This is a genomic window from Nocardia mangyaensis (assembly GCF_001886715.1).
In the GTDB taxonomy this organism is placed as follows: Bacteria; Actinomycetota; Actinomycetes; order Mycobacteriales; family Mycobacteriaceae; genus Nocardia; species Nocardia mangyaensis.
Genome location: NZ_CP018082.1, coordinates 1188221 through 1206643, shown reverse-complemented (window position 1 = coordinate 1206643; position 18423 = coordinate 1188221). Strand labels below are relative to the sequence as shown.

The 18423-nt window shown below is 68.5% G+C and carries 18 protein-coding genes; 7 read left to right on the top strand and 11 right to left on the bottom strand.

The window, feature by feature from the left end; translation table 11 throughout:
* Positions 1-20 precede the first annotated feature (20 nt).
* The 3 genes from BOX37_RS05530 to BOX37_RS05520 form a co-directional block, all read right to left on the bottom strand.
* Positions 21-332, bottom strand: a complete 312-nt coding sequence (locus BOX37_RS05530; RefSeq protein ID WP_156910273.1) for a hypothetical protein — start codon at positions 330-332, stop codon at positions 21-23.
* Positions 333-413: 81 nt separating this feature from the next.
* A complete protein-coding gene (locus BOX37_RS05525; protein WP_156910272.1) occupies positions 414-1685 on the bottom strand; it encodes a hypothetical protein in 1272 nt (423 codons plus the stop codon).
* 76 nt (positions 1686-1761) lie between these two features.
* The gene (locus BOX37_RS05520) at positions 1762-3093 is read right to left on the bottom strand and encodes a hypothetical protein (RefSeq protein ID WP_071926691.1); all 1332 of its coding nucleotides are present in this window, start codon (positions 3091-3093) and stop codon (positions 1762-1764) included.
* Between the two features lie 306 nt (positions 3094-3399).
* On the opposite strand from BOX37_RS05520, the gene BOX37_RS05515 reads away from it, so the two are divergent.
* The gene (locus tag BOX37_RS05515) at positions 3400-4545 is read left to right on the top strand and encodes an acyl-CoA dehydrogenase family protein (RefSeq protein WP_071926690.1); all 1146 of its coding nucleotides are present in this window, start codon (positions 3400-3402) and stop codon (positions 4543-4545) included.
* A gap of 160 nt (positions 4546-4705) precedes the next feature.
* A complete protein-coding gene (locus BOX37_RS05510; protein ID WP_240505215.1) occupies positions 4706-5170 on the top strand; it encodes a DUF4254 domain-containing protein in 465 nt (154 codons plus the stop codon).
* Here the strand turns inward: BOX37_RS05510 and BOX37_RS05505 are convergent.
* From BOX37_RS05505 to BOX37_RS05495, 3 genes are all read right to left on the bottom strand, one after another.
* Entirely contained in the window at positions 5167-5757 is a 591-nt protein-coding gene (locus BOX37_RS05505; protein ID WP_071926689.1) for a DUF1707 SHOCT-like domain-containing protein, read from the bottom strand. The genes BOX37_RS05510 and BOX37_RS05505 overlap by 4 nt on opposite strands.
* Before the next feature lie 250 nt (positions 5758-6007).
* Positions 6008-6553, bottom strand: a complete 546-nt coding sequence (locus BOX37_RS34825; protein ID WP_206045769.1) for an Rv3235 family protein — start codon at positions 6551-6553, stop codon at positions 6008-6010.
* A 112-nt stretch (positions 6554-6665) separates the two neighbouring features.
* A complete protein-coding gene (locus BOX37_RS05495; protein WP_240505214.1) occupies positions 6666-7508 on the bottom strand; it encodes a DUF72 domain-containing protein in 843 nt (280 codons plus the stop codon).
* 105 nt (positions 7509-7613) lie between these two features.
* On the opposite strand from BOX37_RS05495, the gene BOX37_RS05490 reads away from it, so the two are divergent.
* The 4 genes from BOX37_RS05490 to BOX37_RS05475 all read left to right on the top strand — a co-directional run bounded on the left by BOX37_RS05490 (position 7614) and on the right by BOX37_RS05475 (position 10892).
* Complete coding sequence (locus BOX37_RS05490; RefSeq protein ID WP_071926685.1) at positions 7614-8837, top strand: MFS transporter; 1224 nt, start codon at positions 7614-7616, stop codon at positions 8835-8837.
* Positions 8834-9028 carry a hypothetical protein gene (locus BOX37_RS05485; RefSeq protein WP_071926684.1) on the top strand — a complete coding sequence of 65 codons (195 nt, stop codon included), beginning with the start codon at positions 8834-8836 and terminating at the stop codon, positions 9026-9028. Before BOX37_RS05490 ends, BOX37_RS05485 begins: the two co-directional genes overlap by 4 nt.
* 90 nt (positions 9029-9118) lie before the next feature.
* Positions 9119-9661 (top strand): YceI family protein, encoded by a 543-nt coding sequence (locus BOX37_RS05480; RefSeq protein WP_156910271.1) that lies wholly within the window; start codon positions 9119-9121, stop codon positions 9659-9661.
* 10 nt (positions 9662-9671) lie between these two features.
* Positions 9672-10892, top strand: coding sequence for an LCP family protein (locus BOX37_RS05475; protein ID WP_156910270.1), 1221 nt, complete (start codon positions 9672-9674; stop codon positions 10890-10892).
* A gap of 54 nt (positions 10893-10946) precedes the next feature.
* Here the strand turns inward: BOX37_RS05475 and fadD32 are convergent, their stop codons facing one another.
* Positions 10947-12830, bottom strand: a complete 1884-nt coding sequence (gene fadD32 / locus BOX37_RS05470; RefSeq protein ID WP_071926682.1) for a long-chain-fatty-acid--AMP ligase FadD32 — start codon at positions 12828-12830, stop codon at positions 10947-10949.
* Between the two features lie 85 nt (positions 12831-12915).
* Positions 12916-14136, bottom strand: a complete 1221-nt coding sequence (locus BOX37_RS05465; RefSeq protein ID WP_071926681.1) for a KasA/KasB family beta-ketoacyl-ACP synthase — start codon at positions 14134-14136, stop codon at positions 12916-12918.
* Between the two features lie 213 nt (positions 14137-14349).
* Here BOX37_RS05465 and BOX37_RS05460 point away from each other — a divergent pair, with 213 nt between their 5' ends.
* Positions 14350-15342, top strand: coding sequence for an acyl-ACP desaturase (locus tag BOX37_RS05460; RefSeq protein WP_071926680.1), 993 nt, complete (start codon positions 14350-14352; stop codon positions 15340-15342).
* Between the two features lie 26 nt (positions 15343-15368).
* Here the strand turns inward: BOX37_RS05460 and BOX37_RS05455 are convergent, their stop codons facing one another.
* The 3 genes from BOX37_RS05455 to BOX37_RS05445 all read right to left on the bottom strand — a co-directional run bounded on the left by BOX37_RS05455 (position 15369) and on the right by BOX37_RS05445 (position 18250).
* Positions 15369-16649, bottom strand: coding sequence for a sensor domain-containing diguanylate cyclase (locus tag BOX37_RS05455; RefSeq protein WP_071926679.1), 1281 nt, complete (start codon positions 16647-16649; stop codon positions 15369-15371).
* A 42-nt stretch (positions 16650-16691) separates the two neighbouring features.
* Positions 16692-17501, bottom strand: a complete 810-nt coding sequence (locus tag BOX37_RS05450; protein ID WP_071926678.1) for an SAM-dependent methyltransferase — start codon at positions 17499-17501, stop codon at positions 16692-16694.
* Between the two features lie 98 nt (positions 17502-17599).
* Positions 17600-18250, bottom strand: coding sequence for a YdcF family protein (locus BOX37_RS05445; protein WP_071926677.1), 651 nt, complete (start codon positions 18248-18250; stop codon positions 17600-17602).
* Positions 18251-18423: the final 173 nt, after the last annotated feature.

Genomic DNA, 18423 nt, shown 5'->3' with positions numbered 1-18423 from the left:
CACCAGCAGGAGAAGCCAGGTCACCGTGACGTCGGCGGTCTCTGCGCGGCCGCCTCGAACGACATGAACCCGATCCGTCGCAGCAGGTTGTCCAGGCGTGCACCGAACACCACCGCGACAATCGCCCCGACCGGATATCGCGAATTCCCGCGCGCCAGCACCGCCAAGACCACCACCGCGACGACAGCCGCTTCCACGACAGCGGTCGCGACCGGTTGCCCCGTCCACGTCGTCTCGACCCAGGACCCGACCCCCGCGTGAGCGAGGTACCAGCCCACCACCAACCCGGCGAACAGCCCGAGCCCGCCCACCGGCACCGAACGCGCGTTCACCGAATCTCCTCTCCCCGCGTTTCTGGGAGCACCTGGCCACCGCCTACGACGACAACTGCGCGGGACGAGTCGTCGACGTCGTCAGCGCCCCACACTGTGGACCAGTGGGTCCGCGACAGGTTGGCGCCGCCAGCGCACCAGTGCCGCACAGCCAAGGGCTGTCACCGTCGCCGCGAGGAAGGCCGACGCCGGACCGGGCGCCACGGTGTAGGCGTCGGCCTCCACCGCCGGCCAGCCGAACTCGGGGTCACCGTAGCCGGCCACCAGGACTCGGCGCTCGAACGAATGGGCGAGCACCGGCACCACCGACAGCCCGATCACGGTCGCCGACGCGGCAGGCAGGCTCGCGCCGACAACGAAACCGATCGCCGTCGGCGCGGCGAACCGGAACGCGAACTCGGCGACCGCGCCGCTGTCGAGCAGTGCGGGCGCCAGCCCACTCACCGTGACCATCGCACACAGCACGATTCCGGCCACGGGTGCTCGGTACATCGCCCCGACGAACGCGCCGAGCGCCATCAACCCGATCTGAACCGACACACCGACCCGGTCGGGCCCGTCACCGACCGAAGGGTCGACCGCGATCACCGCCGCGACGGCGAGCATCGCCAGCACGTACACCCCATCCGGCCTCGGCAGCCACCAGCCGAGTGCGGTCAGCCCCACCACCGCGACAACGGCCACCGTCACCGACGGATTGCCGGGCAACTCACCCATGGCGAGCACCAACGCACCCGCGCCCAAGGGCACGCCGGCGCCTACCGCCAGCGCACGCCGCGACGGCACCGGTTCGACCCGCTCCTGTCCGATGACGAACCCCGCCGCGAGCAACGCGAGCACAGCGGCGACGAGCAACGGCCAACTGTCCGGCAGGTCGGGAACGGTGCGCGTAGACAGGTAATCGCCGTAGCGACGCGGTATTTCGACACTCTGATCGATCCGGAACCCGTACAGCACCGCGATCATCGCCCCGACCACGAACCAGCGCTGCCCCTCCGGCCGGATCACCGCGGTCGCGATGAGCAGCCCGGCACCGACACCACCCAGGATCGATTGCACCGACGACGTCCCCGCGGCCTGCGTCGCCGCCACCGCGACGACCATCGCGAGCCCGGCGATCCCGACCGCCACCACGACCAGATACCGCGCCCGCAACCGACTGAGCACCACCACAATGGCCACCGCGACCAGCGCCGCCGCCACCGCCGACAACGCGGGCCCGGAGCCGAACCAGCTCGCCCGCCCGCCGCTGCTGACGACAGCGAAGTTCGTCCGCGTGTGCCCGATGACGTAACCACTGAGATACCCGCACAGCGCACCGACCGAAGCTACCGCGATCGCACGCCCGTTCATTCGCAGCACAATAGCCGCCGATCGGTGCTCGATGAGCACGAATCTCCCAGCTCAGCGGGGTTGTGGCCGCTCGGGGCTAGGAACCGGCGCGCTCCTTGCGGGCCTGGCGGCGCGCCTCACGCATCTCGGCGAGCTCCTGCTCGAGGCTCTCGGCGATACGGAACTGGCCGGTGTCGTAGATGTTGACCGGCTCGACGGCCTCGTAGCCGAAGTTGGCTTCGGCGAAGGCCTTTTCGACTCGCGCCTCGATGTCGGAGATGGTGCTCTTGCGCGCGGCCGGGACCGAATCGGCGGGCTTGGTCGCCTCGGCGGGCTCGGCCGGAGCCTTGGGCGCCTCGGCCGCGGGCGTGGGCGCGGGCGTCTGGACGGCGACCTTCTTGGCGGCCTTCTCCCCCGACGGCTTGCCGATGCCGAAGCGCCTGCGCTTCTCGGTCGGTCGACCGTTGCCGTTGCCGTTGGCGGCCGGTTCGGTCGGCGTCCACACGGGTTCCCTGGTCACCGGCACGGTGGGCGCGGTCTCGGCGGCAGCGGCCTCCGTGGCGGCGGCGAACGCCTCGGCTCGCGCCGCCCCCGACATCGGCGGTTGATACGTCAGCCGCACGCCCTCGACGGCCTGCCGGTTGATGATGTTCTCGGCCGGATCGGGCATGTCCCTGACCTGGCTGGTGGCACGGGTGATGGCCAGGCCGTAGCGCGCGCTCACCGCGTCGTGGATGAGCAGCGCGACACCGATCATCACCGGCGCCACCGCGTGCACCGCCGCGTCGTACCAACGGCCGTCGCGCACATAGGGATAGGTGTTGAGGGTGACAGTGAGCCCGAGCAGCGCGAGCTCGGCGAGCGCGACTTGGCGCCGGTTGTCGATGACACCCCACTCGGCGACCTTGTTGGTGCCGACCATAATGATGATCAGACACACGCTGATCATCGCCTCGAGCAGGTAGCTGAACCAGAACAGCGGATCACTCGGCCCGCCGGGCGCGATGTTCTGCTGGACGTTCACCGCCGACCAGAGCATGCCGGCGCCGACGACGCCCGCCAACGCCTTCAGCGACCACGACCGGTGCCGATAGAGCGAAGCCAGCTTCGCGTGCGGGCTCGATTCGCGCCGCTGGGCGGCCATCGCCTTTCTGGCGAGCAGCAGATCTCGCATGTCGGCCTTCTCGATTGCTTCGGTGGTCTGTCGGGACCGGTCGGAGGCCGAGGCCATCGCCTGGGTGTGCTTCCAGCGCTGTTCGCGATCCTGTTCCCGGATGCGTTCGGCCAGTTCGCGTTCAGCGCGCAGCTCGTCTTCGGACAGGGCGTCGGTGAGGGCTGGATCGAACTGGTAGGCGAGGCGCCCGCGCGCCCGTTCGACGCGCTGGGCGAGCTGACTGACGTCGTCCTCGAGCGGAGACTCGACGGTCATGCCAGACCACCGCCCCGGAATCGCGAAGGCAGACAGATGAGCACACGTGTGAACGGCACACGCCATTCTTAGTCCATACACCCGCAGGTGTGAAACCGATGCTCCGACACCGCACCCCATACACGGCGCGCCGTGGGCGACACGCGCATCCGGCACGACCCCTGCCGCGTCCACCATTCTTCCCCATCGGTGCGCAAACGTTGCCGAAACACCCACTATTGCCACCTCGCCAATAGTGGTCCACACTGTATCCGTAACCACCGGTCACGTCTGGGCCGGTGCTGTGCCGAGCCGTAAGGAGACTCGATGGCCGCCATTCGGTCCAGTTGGATGAACGAGGACCTGGACGCGCTGCGCGACCTCGCGCGCGCCTTCATGGCCAAGGAACTCGCGCCCAACATCGACAAGTACCGCGAGCAGCACCACGTCGACCGCGACCTGTGGAACAAGGCAGGCGAAGTGGGCCTGCTGTGCCTGTCGATCCCGGAGGAGTACGGCGGCGGTGGTGGCACCTTCGCCCACGAGGCCGTGCTCATGGAGGAGCAGGCCCGCGTGGTCGACACCTCCTGGGGCGTCAGCCTGCACAACGGCATCGTGGCGCACTACCTGCTCGCCTACGGCACCGAGGAGCAGAAGCAGCACTGGCTGCCCCAGATGGCCAGTGGCGAGGTCGTCGGCGCGATCGCGATGACCGAGCCCGGCACCGGCTCCGACCTGCAAGCCGTCAAGGCCAAGGCCATCCGCGACGGCGACGAGTACGTCATCAACGGCTCCAAGACCTTCATCACCAACGGTGCGCAGGCCGACCTGATCATCCTGGTCGCCAAGACCGACCCCACCCAGGGTGCCTCGGGCGTCTCGCTGGTGCTGGTCGAGGCCGATCGCGCCGGGTTCCGGCGCGGCCGGGTGCTGGACAAGATCGGTCAGAAGGGCCAGGACACCTCCGAGCTGTTCTTCGAGGACGTGCGCGTTCCGGTGACCAACCTGCTCGGCGCCACCGAGGGCCAGGGCTTCGTCCAGCTCATGCAGCAGCTCCCACAGGAGCGGCTGATCGTGTCGCTGGGCGCGGTCGCGGGTATGGAGGTCGCCCTCGACCACACCCTGCGCTACACCAAGGAACGCGAAGCATTCGGTCGCCCGGTGTTCGGTTTCCAGAACACCAAGTTCAAGCTGGCCGAGGTCGCCACCGAATCCCGCATCGCGCGCGTGTTCATCGACGACTGCGTCGAGAAGCACATCCGCGGCGAGCTCGACATCCCGACCGTCGCGATGGCCAAGTGGTGGACCACCGACCGCGCGATGCAGATCGCCGACACCTGCCTGCAGCTGTTCGGCGGCTACGGCTACATGAACGAGTACCCGATCGCGCGGATGTGGGTCGACAACCGCGTCCAGCTCATCTACGCGGGCACCAACGAGATCATGAAGGAGATCATCGCCCGCAGCCTGTGACGACCGGCGCGCCGAGACGATCTTCTCCGGCCGTGCACAGCCATCGCTCAATGCGCTGTTCACGGCCGGTTTTCGCGTCGACCCTATCCGGCGCCGCCGCCGACACGAATGCCCTTCGGAAGCGGTGGGCAACGCGGGCGACGAGGACGGTGCGGCGACAGTGGACACGGATGGCGACGCGCCATCGGGCTCCGGCCCGAACCCCGCACTACCGGCCCGCGCGCAGATGATGCAGGCGGTGTGCGGCTGCACCGGCGACGGCGACCCCGTGCTGCTGGCCGCGCACGAACTGGCCACCCTGCACGAACGGCGTGAACAGCTCCTTCCCGGCGACACCAGCGAGATCGACTGGGAGCGCGCCCGTCTGGTGTGCGAGATCGACCGATGGGTGGTCATCCGCTCGCCCCGACCAGCCACCACGGCCCCCATGCACACCGAGAGCATCGGCGCCGTCATCGACCGCATGGCCCACTTCGCCGCCCTCACCTACCGCGCCCTGGCCTGCGGCGCCGAACCCCAACTCCACGCCGCCCAGCTCCGCCTTCACGAATTGGCCTGCGGTTACGACGATCTCGTCAACGAGGTGGCCACCGGCACCCGCCGCCTCCCCGACGCCGCCGATTAGTCGGCGCGCTGGTCGCCCTCGAGTTCCCTGATCCGTTTCGCGGCCGCCGCGAGCCGCTTCTTCCGGGCCTTGGTCTCGGACTCCTTCAGCTCCTCGTACAATTCCTCGTCGGAATCACTGAACCGCAAGACCATTCGCGGAACACTCAACGTGATGATCAGGGAAGGCCACACGATCCAGGCGTAGTCCCACCCGACGATCACCTGCAACACGAGAAAACTGATCAGCGTGGTGCCGACGATGATCCAGTCGATCGATTCGATCGTATGGCCCCTGGCACGCAGCGCCGAGAGTTCAGCGGCCGCGGACGAGGTCGTCGAGTCGCCCCCCACGGCCACGGCGCCCTCCCCGAACGGCACCTTCGCCAATTGCCCGCTCACCCGTGTGAGCGGCACCCCACCCGGCAGGCCCCGAAACGGCTCATCGAGCGCCCCGACCGTCCTGGCCGCGGCAACCGCCCCCGAGCGCTCATAGAACTCCGCACTGTCCAATCGCCCATCCGCGAAATGCTTCCCGAGCGCATCCAACGCGTGCATCCGCTCGCTGTCGCTCAACAGCAGCCCGTCAGGATCAGGAGTCGCGGTCATGGGATCGACCTTTCTCACTGGCACTCGACATCGCCCCCAAGTCTAGCGAATCATCGGCGGCGACCACCCACCAAGCCGCAACCGCCCCTGGAACCGAATAACACACGGTGCGCTGCCCGATACGGCCACGGAACCCAGCGCACCGGCTCCACCGCGCCCGGTAGTCAACACCCACCCTCCCCCAGGTCCGGGCCGCGGCACACGGTCCCCGCTGATCGGGCAGCGGGGGCCGTTTCTCCGGTGCGGGTGGTCAACCCAGTCGCACCGCGACCAATCGCCAACTGTCCCTGGCTCGTTCGATCCTGCCCGCCACCGCGAAGGTCTGGGTGCCGCGCTGGTAGGAGGCGAAGATCTCGGCCGCGTGCGGCTCGGCGGCACTGACATGCACGCGCACCAGCGTCGCCGTGCCAAGACTGCGGCCGGGCGCCAGATCCTGGCTCAGCACCGTCCGCATCGCACTGAGCACCTTCGGATCGACGACGGTGCGCAGTTGACTCACCGAGCGGCGCCGGTCCACTACCTCGAGCACGAGCCGCAGGGCGTACTCGGCGAATTTCCTTGCCCCCGTGTCGGAATCCGGCCGGACCGGCGGCGTGGCCGCAACGCACGACCCGTGTACCGCCCGCCGGACACCCGCCGGTGCGCCCCCACCCGGCCTTCGATACGCCGATCCGGCGTGCCCGTCGGTTCGACGCAGCGGTGGTCGCTGCGTGCGATCTCCGCCCGTGACGGCCCGACTCTCGAGCTGCGGCTCGCAGTGCGGCGCGGGCCGCAACGTCATGTGATCCGTAGACATGGCTCGTCCCCTTCGAGTGTGCCCACCCACTCCCCAGTGGTGGCGCACAGCATGCCATGAGCCTGTGACAACCGTCCGGGGAATCGATGCAGGGGACCGCACGGTGTCCGGCTCAGAACAGAGTCATCGGTTCGTCGGGGGCGGGAGTGGGTTGAGGCGGGAGTGCGGGGAGAAGCGCCCGGACCTCGTCGTGGAAGCGGCGAGCCAAGGGCCGGGCGGCGGCATTGTCGGGGGTGTGAACGAAGACGGTGGGTGAGCGGCCTTCGCGGAGCCAATCGGCGACCGTCTCGACCCAGGGCCGCCAGCCGTCGATGGTGCGTTGTTCGTCGGCGCGGCCGTGATAGCGCACGATCGGGTACTCGGTCAGGGCGCGCGTTCGGCGGGGAACGCGGGGCTTCTTCGCGCGGGCCTCGTACTCGGAGGGGTCGCCGGGCGGGCCGTCGAACAGGACGGTGGTGTCGAAGGGCACCCACTCGCCGCCGATCCGGCCGAGCACCCGTTCCAGCTGCACCGCGGCCCGCTCGTCGGTGAAGAACGCGGGATGGCGCACCTCCACCGCACACCGCAGCCCACTCGGCAACGACCGCTGGAAACGCGCGAGCGCACCGAGCTCACCCGGCCCGAAGGAAGCGGGCAGTTGAATCCACAGCGCGTGCACCCGTGACCCGAGCGGCGCCATCACCTCGAGGAAGGCCGCGAGCTCACCCTCGGCGTCGACCAGCCTGCGCTCGTGCGTGACGGCCCTCGGCGGCTTGAGCACGAACCGGAAATCCGGCGCGGTCTGCTCGACCCACGACCGCACGGTCGACGCGGACGGCGTCGCGTAGAAGGTGGTGTTGCCCTCCACGGCACCGCAGTGCCCGGCGTAAGCCCGCAGTCGCTCGCTGGGTGCGGGCAACCGCTGCTGCCACTGCGGATGCGTCCACATGGCACACCCCATCCGCAGCTCCCGCACAGGCCGACGGTAGTACAGCAAGCGGCCGCGCCTAAAATGAGACCGGTTGCCACCATTTCGCCCCGTGAGCGTGCCCCGGTGCGCGCACCACGGAAAGGGCCTGTGATGGCGATTCTCACCACCGAGCGGCCCCGTGCCGCCCTCGGAACCCGCGCCTGGCTCGCCGTGTCCGCCGCCATGGTCGCCATCGCGTGGGGCGGCAACGAGTTCACCCCGCTGCTGGTCATGTACAAAGCCAACGGCCTGCCGCTCACCGCGGTCGACCTGCTGCTCTTCTACTACGTCCTCGGCATCGTGCCCGCGCTGCTCATCGGCGGCCCGCTCTCGGACCGCTTCGGGCGCCGCCCACTCATGCTGCCCGCCCCGCTGATCGCCGCGGCCGGCTCGCTGCTGCTGGCGGCGGGCGCGGCCTCGGTCCCGACGCTGGCCGCGGGCCGGATGCTGTGCGGCGTCGCGCTCGGACTCGCGATGGCGGTCGGTGGCAGCTGGCTCAAGGAACTGTCCCAACCTCCGTTCGCCGCGAACGTCACCATCGGGGCGGGCGCGCGCCGCTCGGCGATGAGCCTGACCGCGGGTTTCGCGCTCGGTGCCGGCGTGGCGGGGACGCTCGCCCAGTGGGGCCCGCTGCCCGATTCCACCGCCTATCTCGTCAACGCGATGCTGTGCCTCGCGACGGCGTTCTGGTTGGCCAGGACACCGGAAACGGTGACCCGTCAGCCGAAGCCGGGCCGCCTGCGCGACGACATGAAGATCCCCGCCGCGGGGCACCGCCGGTTCCTGCGCGTCGCGGTGCCGATCGCGCTGTGGCTGTTCACCGCCAACGCCACCGCCTACGCCGTGCTGCCGACCCTCATGCTCGAGCGCGTGCAACAGGCCCCGATCGCCTTCTCCGCACTGGTCACCATGGTGACGCTGGGCTGCGGTTTCACCATCCAGTCGGTGGCCCGCCGCATCGACCGGCCCGGCACCGCGCGCGCCGGGGTGATCGCCCTGGTCCTGTTGACGATCGGCATGGTGCTCGCCGCGTGGACGGCGGCCACCCTGAGCATCTGGGTGACACTGCTGACCGCCGTCGTCCTCGGCAGCGGCTACGGCATCGGTCTGGTGGCCGGCCTGCAGCAGATCGAACGCATCGCCGGTCCGGGCGATCTGGCCGGGCTCAACGCGGTGTTCTACTCGGTGAGCTACCTCGGCTTCGGTGTCCCCGCGGTGCTGTCCTCACTGCACGGCGCCTTCGGCTTCGGCTATCCCGTCATGTATCTGGTGACCGCGCTGATCGCCGCGAGCTGCCTGGCCCTGGTCGCGGCGAACTACCGTGAACGACTGTGAGTACCGACCCGGTCGACACCCTGCGCCGCTGGCAGCACTCCGGCGCGCTCTGGCGGGTGCTGTGGCGTCGCGGCGACGCGGTCACGATCGGACTGTTCGAATGCACGGGTGGTCAGGAGGTCGACCAATTCACCTCGACCGATCCGGCCCTGCTGCGATCCCTGGGCGAACGCACCAGCAGCGAGGACTGATTGTCGGGCCGAGGCTGGTTTAGGCTGGTCGACGTCATCGCTTCACACCCGTCGGCCGTCACCGGCCGATTCGCTCAGTGAGGAGAGATCATGTCGGCACCTGCCAAGGGCCTGTCCGCGGGCACCTGGGTCATCGACCCCACCCATTCCACGCTGCAGTTCTCCGTGCGACACCTGATGGTGAGCAAAGTGCGCGGTCGCTTCACCGATTTCACCGGCGCACTCGTCGTGCGCCCCGACGGCTCGGCCGATGCCGATGTGCAGATCAAGGTCGATTCGGTCACCACAGACAACGAGCAGCGCGACGGGCACTTGCGCACCGCCGACTTCTTCGACGCCGAGAACCATCCCGTCGCCACCTTCCGAGCCACCGGATTCCGCCCGCTGAGCAACGAGTTCAGCCTGACCGGCGATTTCACCATCCGCGGCAACACCTACCCGGTCACCCTCGACGTCGAATTCCTCGGTTCCGGCCCCGGCATGGATGCCCCGGTCGCCGGTTTCAGTGCCACCGCCACCATCAATCGCCGCGATTTCGGCATCACCACCGAGATCCCGATGGCCGACGGCGGCGCCGTGGTCGGCGACAAGATCACCCTCTCCCTCGAGGTCGAGGTCGGCCTGCAGAGCTGACCCGCACCCGATGCCCGGACCACAACGCGTCGGCCGGCCGATCACGCCGGACCGGCGTCGCCGCCACGGCGCGCTCCTGCGCCGTGGCGGGTTGATTCTGATCAGGATGTTGGTGGCGACGATCGCGCTGGCCGTCCTCTCGGGCACCGGTCTGGCCTGGTCTGCCATCCAGGGCTTCGATGCCGGCATCACCCACTCCACGGCGCTCGAGATCGACGCGCCGCGCTCGCGCGGTGGTGACGTCAACATCCTGTTGATCGGCCTCGACACCCGTAAGGATCTCGACGGCAACGACCTACCCGCGCACATCCTCGACCAACTACACGCGGGCGACGGCACCGAGGGCGGCTACAACGCCAATACCCTGATCCTGCTGCACATTCCGGCCGAGCTGGACAAGATCGTCGCGTTCTCCATCCCCCGCGACAACTACGTGCGGGCAGTCGGTGTCCCTGGCTACGAGCAGATCAAGATCAAAGAGGCATACGGGCTGAAGAAGGCGGCGGTGCAGGCGGCATTGATCGGCCGGGGCGAGACCGATCCGGTGGCGCTGGAACGCCGCGGCCGCGAGGCGGGGCGCGCCGCCATCGTCACCACCGTGCGCGATCTCGTCGGAGTGCCGATCGATCGGTTCGCCGAGATCTCCCTCGCCGGCTTCTACGATCTGGCGACCGCGGTCGGTGGGGTCGACGTGTGTCTCGAGAACGCGGTGGACGACAGGGAGTACTCCGGCGCCGTCTTCCCCGCAGGACCACAGCATCTCGACGGCGCCCAGGCGCTGGCCTTCGTGCGGCAACGCCACGGCCTGCGCGAAGGCGACCTCGACCGCACCCGTCGCCAGCAAGCCTTCCTCGCCTCGGTCGCCAAGTCGCTCGACGAGTCCGGCACACTCACCAACCTGAGCAAGCTCTCGGCACTGATGGACGCGGCGCATCGCAATGTGGTGCTGTCCGACGGCTGGAATCTGTTCGACTTCGTCCGCGATCTCGGCGCCGCCGGATCGGTACCGGTCGAGTTCCGCACCTTGCCGGTGGTGCGTTTCGACGTGATCGACGGCCAGGACGTCAACATCATCGATCCCGCCGCGATCCGGCAGGAAGTCCGCACGGCCTTCGGCCAGAACCTCGCGCCCACAACCGAACCCGTGATTCCGGCCGAGCAACAACCGCTCCCCGACACACGCCGGCCGCTGTCGACGTCCCTCGACAGCCCGGTCCCCTGCGTGCACTGACGAGAACGGTTCGGCCACCCCGAATAGTCGATGGCCGAACCGTTTTCACCCCACTCAGCCCTCCGGCGCGTCCGGGTAGTCCTGCTGGCGGTGGCCACCGCGCAGCGTGCCGTCCAGATACGCGGCCTTGCAGGCCCGCCGGGCGATCTTGCCGCTCGACGTGCGCGGAATGGACCCGGCGGGCACGAGCAGCAGATCGCGCACCGTGACACCGTGCCGCCGCGCGATCGCCGCCCGCACCGTGTCCACGATCGGCCCCGGCTCGAGTTTCGCCGCGCCCGTCCCCCGCTCGGCCACCACCACCAACTGCTCGGCCATGTCGTCGGTACAGCCGCTGGCCGCCAGCACCGGGGCGGGCAACTGCCCCGCCTGTACCGAGAACGCCGCGACGAACCCGGGCCGCAGCGCGGTGCTCGCCTCCTGCGCGGAGTACTCGAGATCCTGCGGGTAGTGGTTGCGTCCGTCGACGATCACCAGGTCCTTGACCCGGCCGGTGATGAACAGCTCGCCGTCGTGATAGGCGCCGAAATCGCCGGTGCGCATCCACTTCGCGTCATCGGGTGCGCCCTCGGCACGACTGCCCACCGGATTACGGGCGCTCACCCGGTTGTGGAAGGTCTCCGCGGTCTCCGCCGCGCGCCCCCAGTAACCGATGCCCATGTTGTCACCGTGTAGCCAGATCTCGCCGACCTCGCCCTCACGACGTTCGACGCCGGTCTCCGGATCGACAACGACAGCCCACTGCGAGCGCGCCACATACCCACAGGAGACCTGTGCGACCGCGTTCGCCGCGTGCTCGTCGACCTCGACCATCCGGCCCTCGTTGAGCTGCCCGCGGTCGACATAGACCACCCGCGCCTCGTCATCGCGCCTGGTCGCGGAGACGAACAGCGTCGCCTCGGCCATCCCGTAGCAGGGCTTGATCGCGGTCTTCGACAACCCGTACGGCGCGAACGCCTCGTTGAACTTGCGCATCGAGGCCACCGACACCGGCTCGCTGCCGTTGATCAGGCCGATCACATTCGACAGATCCAGCGACTCGTCCCGCTTGGGCAGCCCGCGCACCGCGGCATGCTCGAACGCGAAGTTCGGTGCCGCCGAATAGATCTCGGCGCCGTCGGCCTGCGCGGCCAGTTCCTTGATCCAGCGCGACGGCCTGCGCACGAACGCGCTCGGCGACATGATGGTGATGAACTTGCCGCCGATGGTCGGCAGGATCACCGTGAGCAGGCCCATGTCGTGGAACAGCGGCAGCCAGGTGACCCCGCGCGCGTTCTCGGTGATACCGATGGCGTCGATCATCTGCAGCAGATTGGTGCCGACGGAACGGTGGGTGATCTCCACGCCGGCCGGCACCCTGGTCGATCCCGAGGTGTACTGCAGATAGGCCACGCTGTCGACATTGATGTCGGGCCTGCGCCAGCGCGTCCCGACCGCATCCGGAATCGCTTCGACGGCAATGATTCTCGGCCGCTGCCCGGCAGGCTGCTCGCGGAAGAAGTTGCGCACACCCGCGGCCGCGCTGCCGACGGTGAGCACCGCCGCCGGATCGCAGTCGCCGAGCACCGCGTGCAGCCGGTCACTGTGGCCCTGCTCCTCCGGATCGAACAGTGGCACAGCCACATTGCCCGCATATACCGCCGCGAACAGCGCGACGACGTAGTCGAGGCCCTGGGGCGCGAGCACCGCGACCCGGTCGCCGGGCTTGGTCACCTGCTGCAGGCGCGCGGCCACCGCACGCAGCCTGACCCCGAATTCGCGCCAGGTCAGTTCCTGGTATTCCCCCTCACGTTCCCGCGAATAGTCGATGAAGCGATAGGCCAGGTCGTCGCCGTTGGCCTCGCTGTGTTTGTCGACGAAGTCGATCAAGGTCTGGTCACCGGGAATCCGGATCGCGCCCTGTTCGTCCACATAGTCGTCGAAAGTCTCGCCGATCATTCCCTATCCTTTTCAACGCACAATGCCTCGCCGAGAGGCTGATCTCGTGCAATGACCTAGTAGGCGCCGCCGAAGGCGATCGTGGTCAATACCGACCGAAGGCGATGGCCACGTTGTGCCCGCCGAATCCGAAGGAGTTGTTCACCGCGTAGTCGATCTGGCCGCGGCGAGCCTGCCCGGAGACGACATCGAGATCGATCTCGGGGTCCTGGTTTTCCAGGTTCAGGGTGGGCGGGACGATGCTGTCGCGCACGCTGAGCACCGTCAGCACCGACTCGAGCGCACCCACCGCGCCGATCGAATGCCCGAGCGCCGATTTCGGCGCGTACACCGAGGCATGCGAACCGATCGCCTTGGCGATGGCGTTGGCCTCGGCGGTGTCGCCGATCGGGGTCGCGGTGGCGTGGGCGTTGATGTGGGTGACGTCGGCACGGCTGATCCCACCGGTCTGGATCGCCCGCGTCATGGCCCGTGCCGCGCCGGTGCCCTCAGGGTCCGGTGCGACGAGGTGGAATCCATCGGAGGTGACGCCCGCGCCGAGCAGCCGCGCGTGGATCGTGGCGCCACGCGCCTTGGCGTGCTCCTCGGTCTCGATCACCATCATCGCCCCCGCCTCGCCGAAGACGAAGCCATCGCGGTCGGCGTCGAACGGCCGTGAAGCCGCCTTGGGATCGGAGTTGCGGGTGCTCATGGCACGCATCTGGGTGAACGCGGCGATCGGCACCGCCTGGATCGACCCCTCGACCCCGCCGGTCACCACCATGTCGGCATCACCCATCACGATCATCCGCCAGGCGTTGGCGATCGCCTCCGAGCCCGACGAACAGGCCGACACCGGCGTGGAAACCCCCGCGCGCGCACGCAATTCGATCCCAACGCAGGCGGCGGGACCATTGGGCATGATGGCTTGCACGGTCAGCGGCGACACCTTGCGATATCCGCCGTTGCTGAGCTTGTCGCGGGCGTAGATCAGCGATTCGGCGCCGCCGAGTCCCGTGCCGATCGAGACGCCGAGCCGGTCGCGATCGACCTCGGGACTGCCCGCGTTGCGCCAGACCTCGCGGCCGAGAGCCACGGCCATCTGCTCGACATAAGACAGCCTGCGCGCCTCTTCGCGGGTGAGCGACGCTGCCGGGGAAACCTTCAGGTGCCCACCGATCCGCACCGGCAGGTCGAAATCATCGATGAAGGAATCCTCCAGAACGTCGATCCCGCTCTCGCCGTTGAGCAGACCCTTCCAGGTCGAGTCGACGTCGCCCGCGATCGACGTGGTCGCCGCCAGGCTCGTGACCACGATGTCCGTCATAAATTTCGCTCACTCTCTCTAGCTATGCCACGACTGGATCGGGAACCGCTGATGGAGCTGAACTGGTGGAGCGTATATGCACTCGGCGCGAGACGCGCAATGCGCCGGGGCTATTGTCGGTGGGTCGCGATCGACCTGAGCACCGGCGACGACGGGCAACACTACCGGACCGACGCAACTCTCGCTTTTCACCGACAGGAAAGGGCAACGAGCGTGGCCAGGAACCTGACCCAACTGGAACTGCTCATCGAGCTCGAGGGCATCGCCGCGAGCAACGTCGATCGTCATCTGGCGATGGCCAAGGACTGGCATCCGCACGACTACATACCGTGGGAGCAGGGCCGCAATTTCGCCGCTATGGGCGGAATCGATTGGGACCCTGAGCAATCCGCACTCAGCGAACTCGCAAAGGCGGCGATGATCACCAACCTGCTCACCGAGGACAACCTGCCCTCCTATCACCGCGAGATCTCCGAGAACTTCTCCAAGGACGGCGCCTGGGGAACCTGGGTAGGCCGCTGGACCGCCGAGGAGAACCGCCATGGCATCGTCATGCGCGACTACCTCGTCGTCACCCGCGGCGTCGATCCCGTCGCGCTGGAACAGGCGCGGATGATCCACATGACCAACGGCTACTCGGCGATGGCGGTCGTGGACGAGAAATCGCGCGGCCGCGAGATCGAGATCGCCTCCGGCGCCGGTTTCCTGTTCTCCGTCGCGTATGTGACCTTCCAGGAGCTGGCCACCCGGGTCAGCCACCGCAACACCGGCCGGGTCTGCGACGACCCGATCGCCGACCGCATGCTGGCCCGCATCGCCGCCGACGAGAACCTGCACATGATCTTCTACCGCAATCTGTGCGCGGCGGCGCTCGAGCTCGCGCCCGATCAGACCATCGAGGCGATCAGCACGATCGTGCAGGGCTTCCAGATGCCCGGCGCCGGGATGCCGGGCTGGCGGCGCAACGGGGTGCTGATGGCCAAGCACGGCATCTACGACCTGCGCCAGCACCTCGAGGAAGTCCTGCTGCCGGTGCTGCGCAAGTGGAACATCTTCGAGCGCAACGACTTCACCGCGCGGGGCGAGCGGGCACGCGAGGATCTGGCGGCCTTCCTCGACCGACTCCGCGAAGACGTCCTGCGTTTCGAGGAGCAGCGCGACCGGTCACTGGCGCGCGCGGCTGCTCGCGAACACCAGCCGGTCTGAGCGCGGTTCGCGTTCCGGCCGCATCGTCACCGGGCCGGATCGCGACGCGCGTCGTTCTTCTTCCGGTACATCGCCGCGTCGGCAGCATGCACCAATTCGTCTGTGTCAGTGGGCAATTCCTCGAAGAAGGCCACCCCGATGCTCACCCCCACCGCGAGCATGTGCCCGTCCATTTCGAGCGGTGCGGTGAGCGCGGCCAGCAGCTCGTCGGCCAGGTCCACCAATTGCGTTTCCCCTGAACAGTTCTCGATCAGGACAAGGAACTCGTCCCCACCGATTCGGGCGGCCAGCGCGCCGGTGGGCCGCAACGCCTCGCGCATCCGGTCGGCGACCACCCGCAAAACCCGGTCACCGACCGAATGCCCCCACAGGTCGTTGATCTCCTTGAAACCGTCCAGATCCAGGTAGCAGACCCCGATCGGCGGCCCGGCGCACGTGAGCCGGCTGAACAGGTGCGGGCGGTTCGGCAGTCCGGTGAGCGCGTCGTGGTTGGCCTCGTGCCACAGCCGGTCGGCGAGCTGTTTGCGCTCGGTGACATCGACCGCGACGCCGATCAGGAACTGGATGCTGCCCTCGGTATCACGCACCGCCGACATCGACAGGTCGATCGCGGTGGTCCGGCCGTCGGTGCGCACATGTTCGGTCTCGGTCCGGAAGCTGTCGGACTCCCCGGCGACCATCAGCTGCAACTGCTCGAACGCGTAGTTGAGGTTGTCCGGTCCGAGAATATCGGCCACGGTACGGCCCGGCATCGTTTCCGGGGTCTGACCGAGCATCTCGGCCATGATGGCATTGCAGTTCACCACCCGGCCGGTCATGTCGACGGTGCCGATACCGACCAGTGCTCCGTCGAACACCGCTTCGAACCGAGCCTCCGACAGTGCCCGGCGGCTCTCGGCTTCGCGCGCCGCGGCGAGCGTGGCGGCCAACGTCGCCTCATGCTCGGCCAGCGCGGCCGAGCGGAGCGCAGCGGTGAAACCGGCGGCGAAGTCGGCGGCCAGCCCGACGGCTCGGCCCCTGATCTCCGGTAGCGCCGGGTCGGCCGGTCCATCGGCGGCCGCGACGACCAGATCTTCGCAGATCACCCGCACCGAGCGACTCACTGCCGCGGGGTCACGGTAGTTGACCGCCACCAGCATCCGGGCGGCCTGGCGCGCGACGTCGGGATCGTCACCGCCACGAGCGGCATCGATCAGGCCCGTGCACAGCGCGGCGAGCATCTCCTCGATCTGGGTGCGGGTGAGCGTGGGAGCTACGACGCCGTCGAGGGCTCCGGCCCACCGCTGCGCCAACTCCCACGACCCCACTGCTCATCCACCCTGTCCTCGATCGCACCGCCGTGCCGCGGCTCAGCCCTTACGACCGACCCCGGCCAGACCGAGTGAACGGCCCGGCTGCTCGTGTTGATCCCGATCGGACTCCGGCCGCCACAGCGGCAGCTCGACGACGCCGGGAGTGATCACATCCCATCCTTGGAACAACTCGACGATCGCGTCCTTGGGCCGGAACTGGATGCCGATCCTGGTCTCTTTCGCGGAGTGCGCCCCCAGCTTACCGGCGTCCTCCGGCCGCAGCTCGGAGGTCAGATGTGAAATGGCTACGAAACTGCCCGGAGCGACGGCGTCACGCAGCGCGGCCACCTTGCCGACCGGATCATCGGCATCGGCGACCAGGTGCAGCACCGCGATCAACAGCAGCCCGACCGGCTCGTCGAGATCGATCAGCCCGGTCGCGCGCACCGCATCGAGCAGATCGTCGGACTCGCGCAGATCGGCCTCGATCGCGCCTGCCCGCTCCCGACCGAGCAGGATGGTCCGGGAATGGGCAACGGCGACCGGATCGATGTCGACGTAGAGCACGCGCGCCGTCGGTTCGATCTCGTGCACGATCTCGTGCACATTGCCCGCGGTGGGGATGCCCGACCCGATGTCAAGGAACTGCCGGATTCCGGCGTCGAGCATGAAACGCACCGCCCGCCGCAGGAAGGCCCGGTTGCTCAGGGCAAGTCGCGGCAAGTCGGGGACCATCGTGATCGCCGCCTCGGCCGCCAGTCGATCGACCGCGAAATTGTGCGAGCCGCCCAGCAACGCGTCATACATCCGAGCGGGGCTCGGTTGCTCCATATCGACGCCATCCGGTGCCCACGCAGGCCTGTTCATCGTATTCCCCTGTCCATCGATTCCACCGGTGCCGTCCGTACCCACGGCGGCGCCAGGGGAATCGTAGACGGCCCGAGCGACATCGGCGCGGCTACCGACTATCCGTGCGCGCCGAACGGTTTGGCCCACAGCGGAGCGACATCCGGTGTCATGGTCGCCACCACCGGGACACCCGCGTCGAGGAAGTTCTCCAGCGCCCGGCGCATGTGATCGGCCGAGGTGATGAGCACGGCCTTGTGCGCGCCGAGCGCCTCCATCATCCGCGCCGAGAACTTCGCGTTCTGCACGGTCGAGCCGGCCTCGGTCTCCGCGTGAATCCGGTCCCTCGCCAGCCCGCGGACCACCAGCCAGTCGGTCATCACCTGCGCCTCGGTGATCCCGTTGCGTGGGTTCCCGCCGGTGACGATCACCGGGGAGGCCGGCGACATGAACGCCTGAATCAGTGCCGCATGGAGACGGTTGCTCAGCTCCGCGCGCATGGTGCCGTCGGGCAGCAACCCGTAGCCGAGCACGACGATCGCCGTCTCGGGTCCGTAGGTGTCGGGAAGATCGACACCGGCCATGCCCGCAACGGATTCCGCCGCGCCGAGCAGTCCGGTGGTGACCTGGTCGGAGACTCCGGCCAGCGGCTCAGGTGCCGGGGCCGCGGCGGCCGGGCCGCCGGAGGCGATCGCACCGATCAGAGCGGCGGGCAGCACCAGTGCCACCGCGCCACGACGCAGAGTGTTGTGAGTGAAGAGCCAGTCCATGATGACCTCCCGAAGCGACGTGGCATCATGGTGACGGAAACCGACCCCAGCCACCCGGGTTTTGTGAAATGTCGTAAGTTCTGTTCCGCCCTGCGGGCGTGCCGCCGGACGGAGGCGCGCGAGACCTCGACCAGCGCACCAGCGACACACAGCCGGCTCGGGACGAACGCACC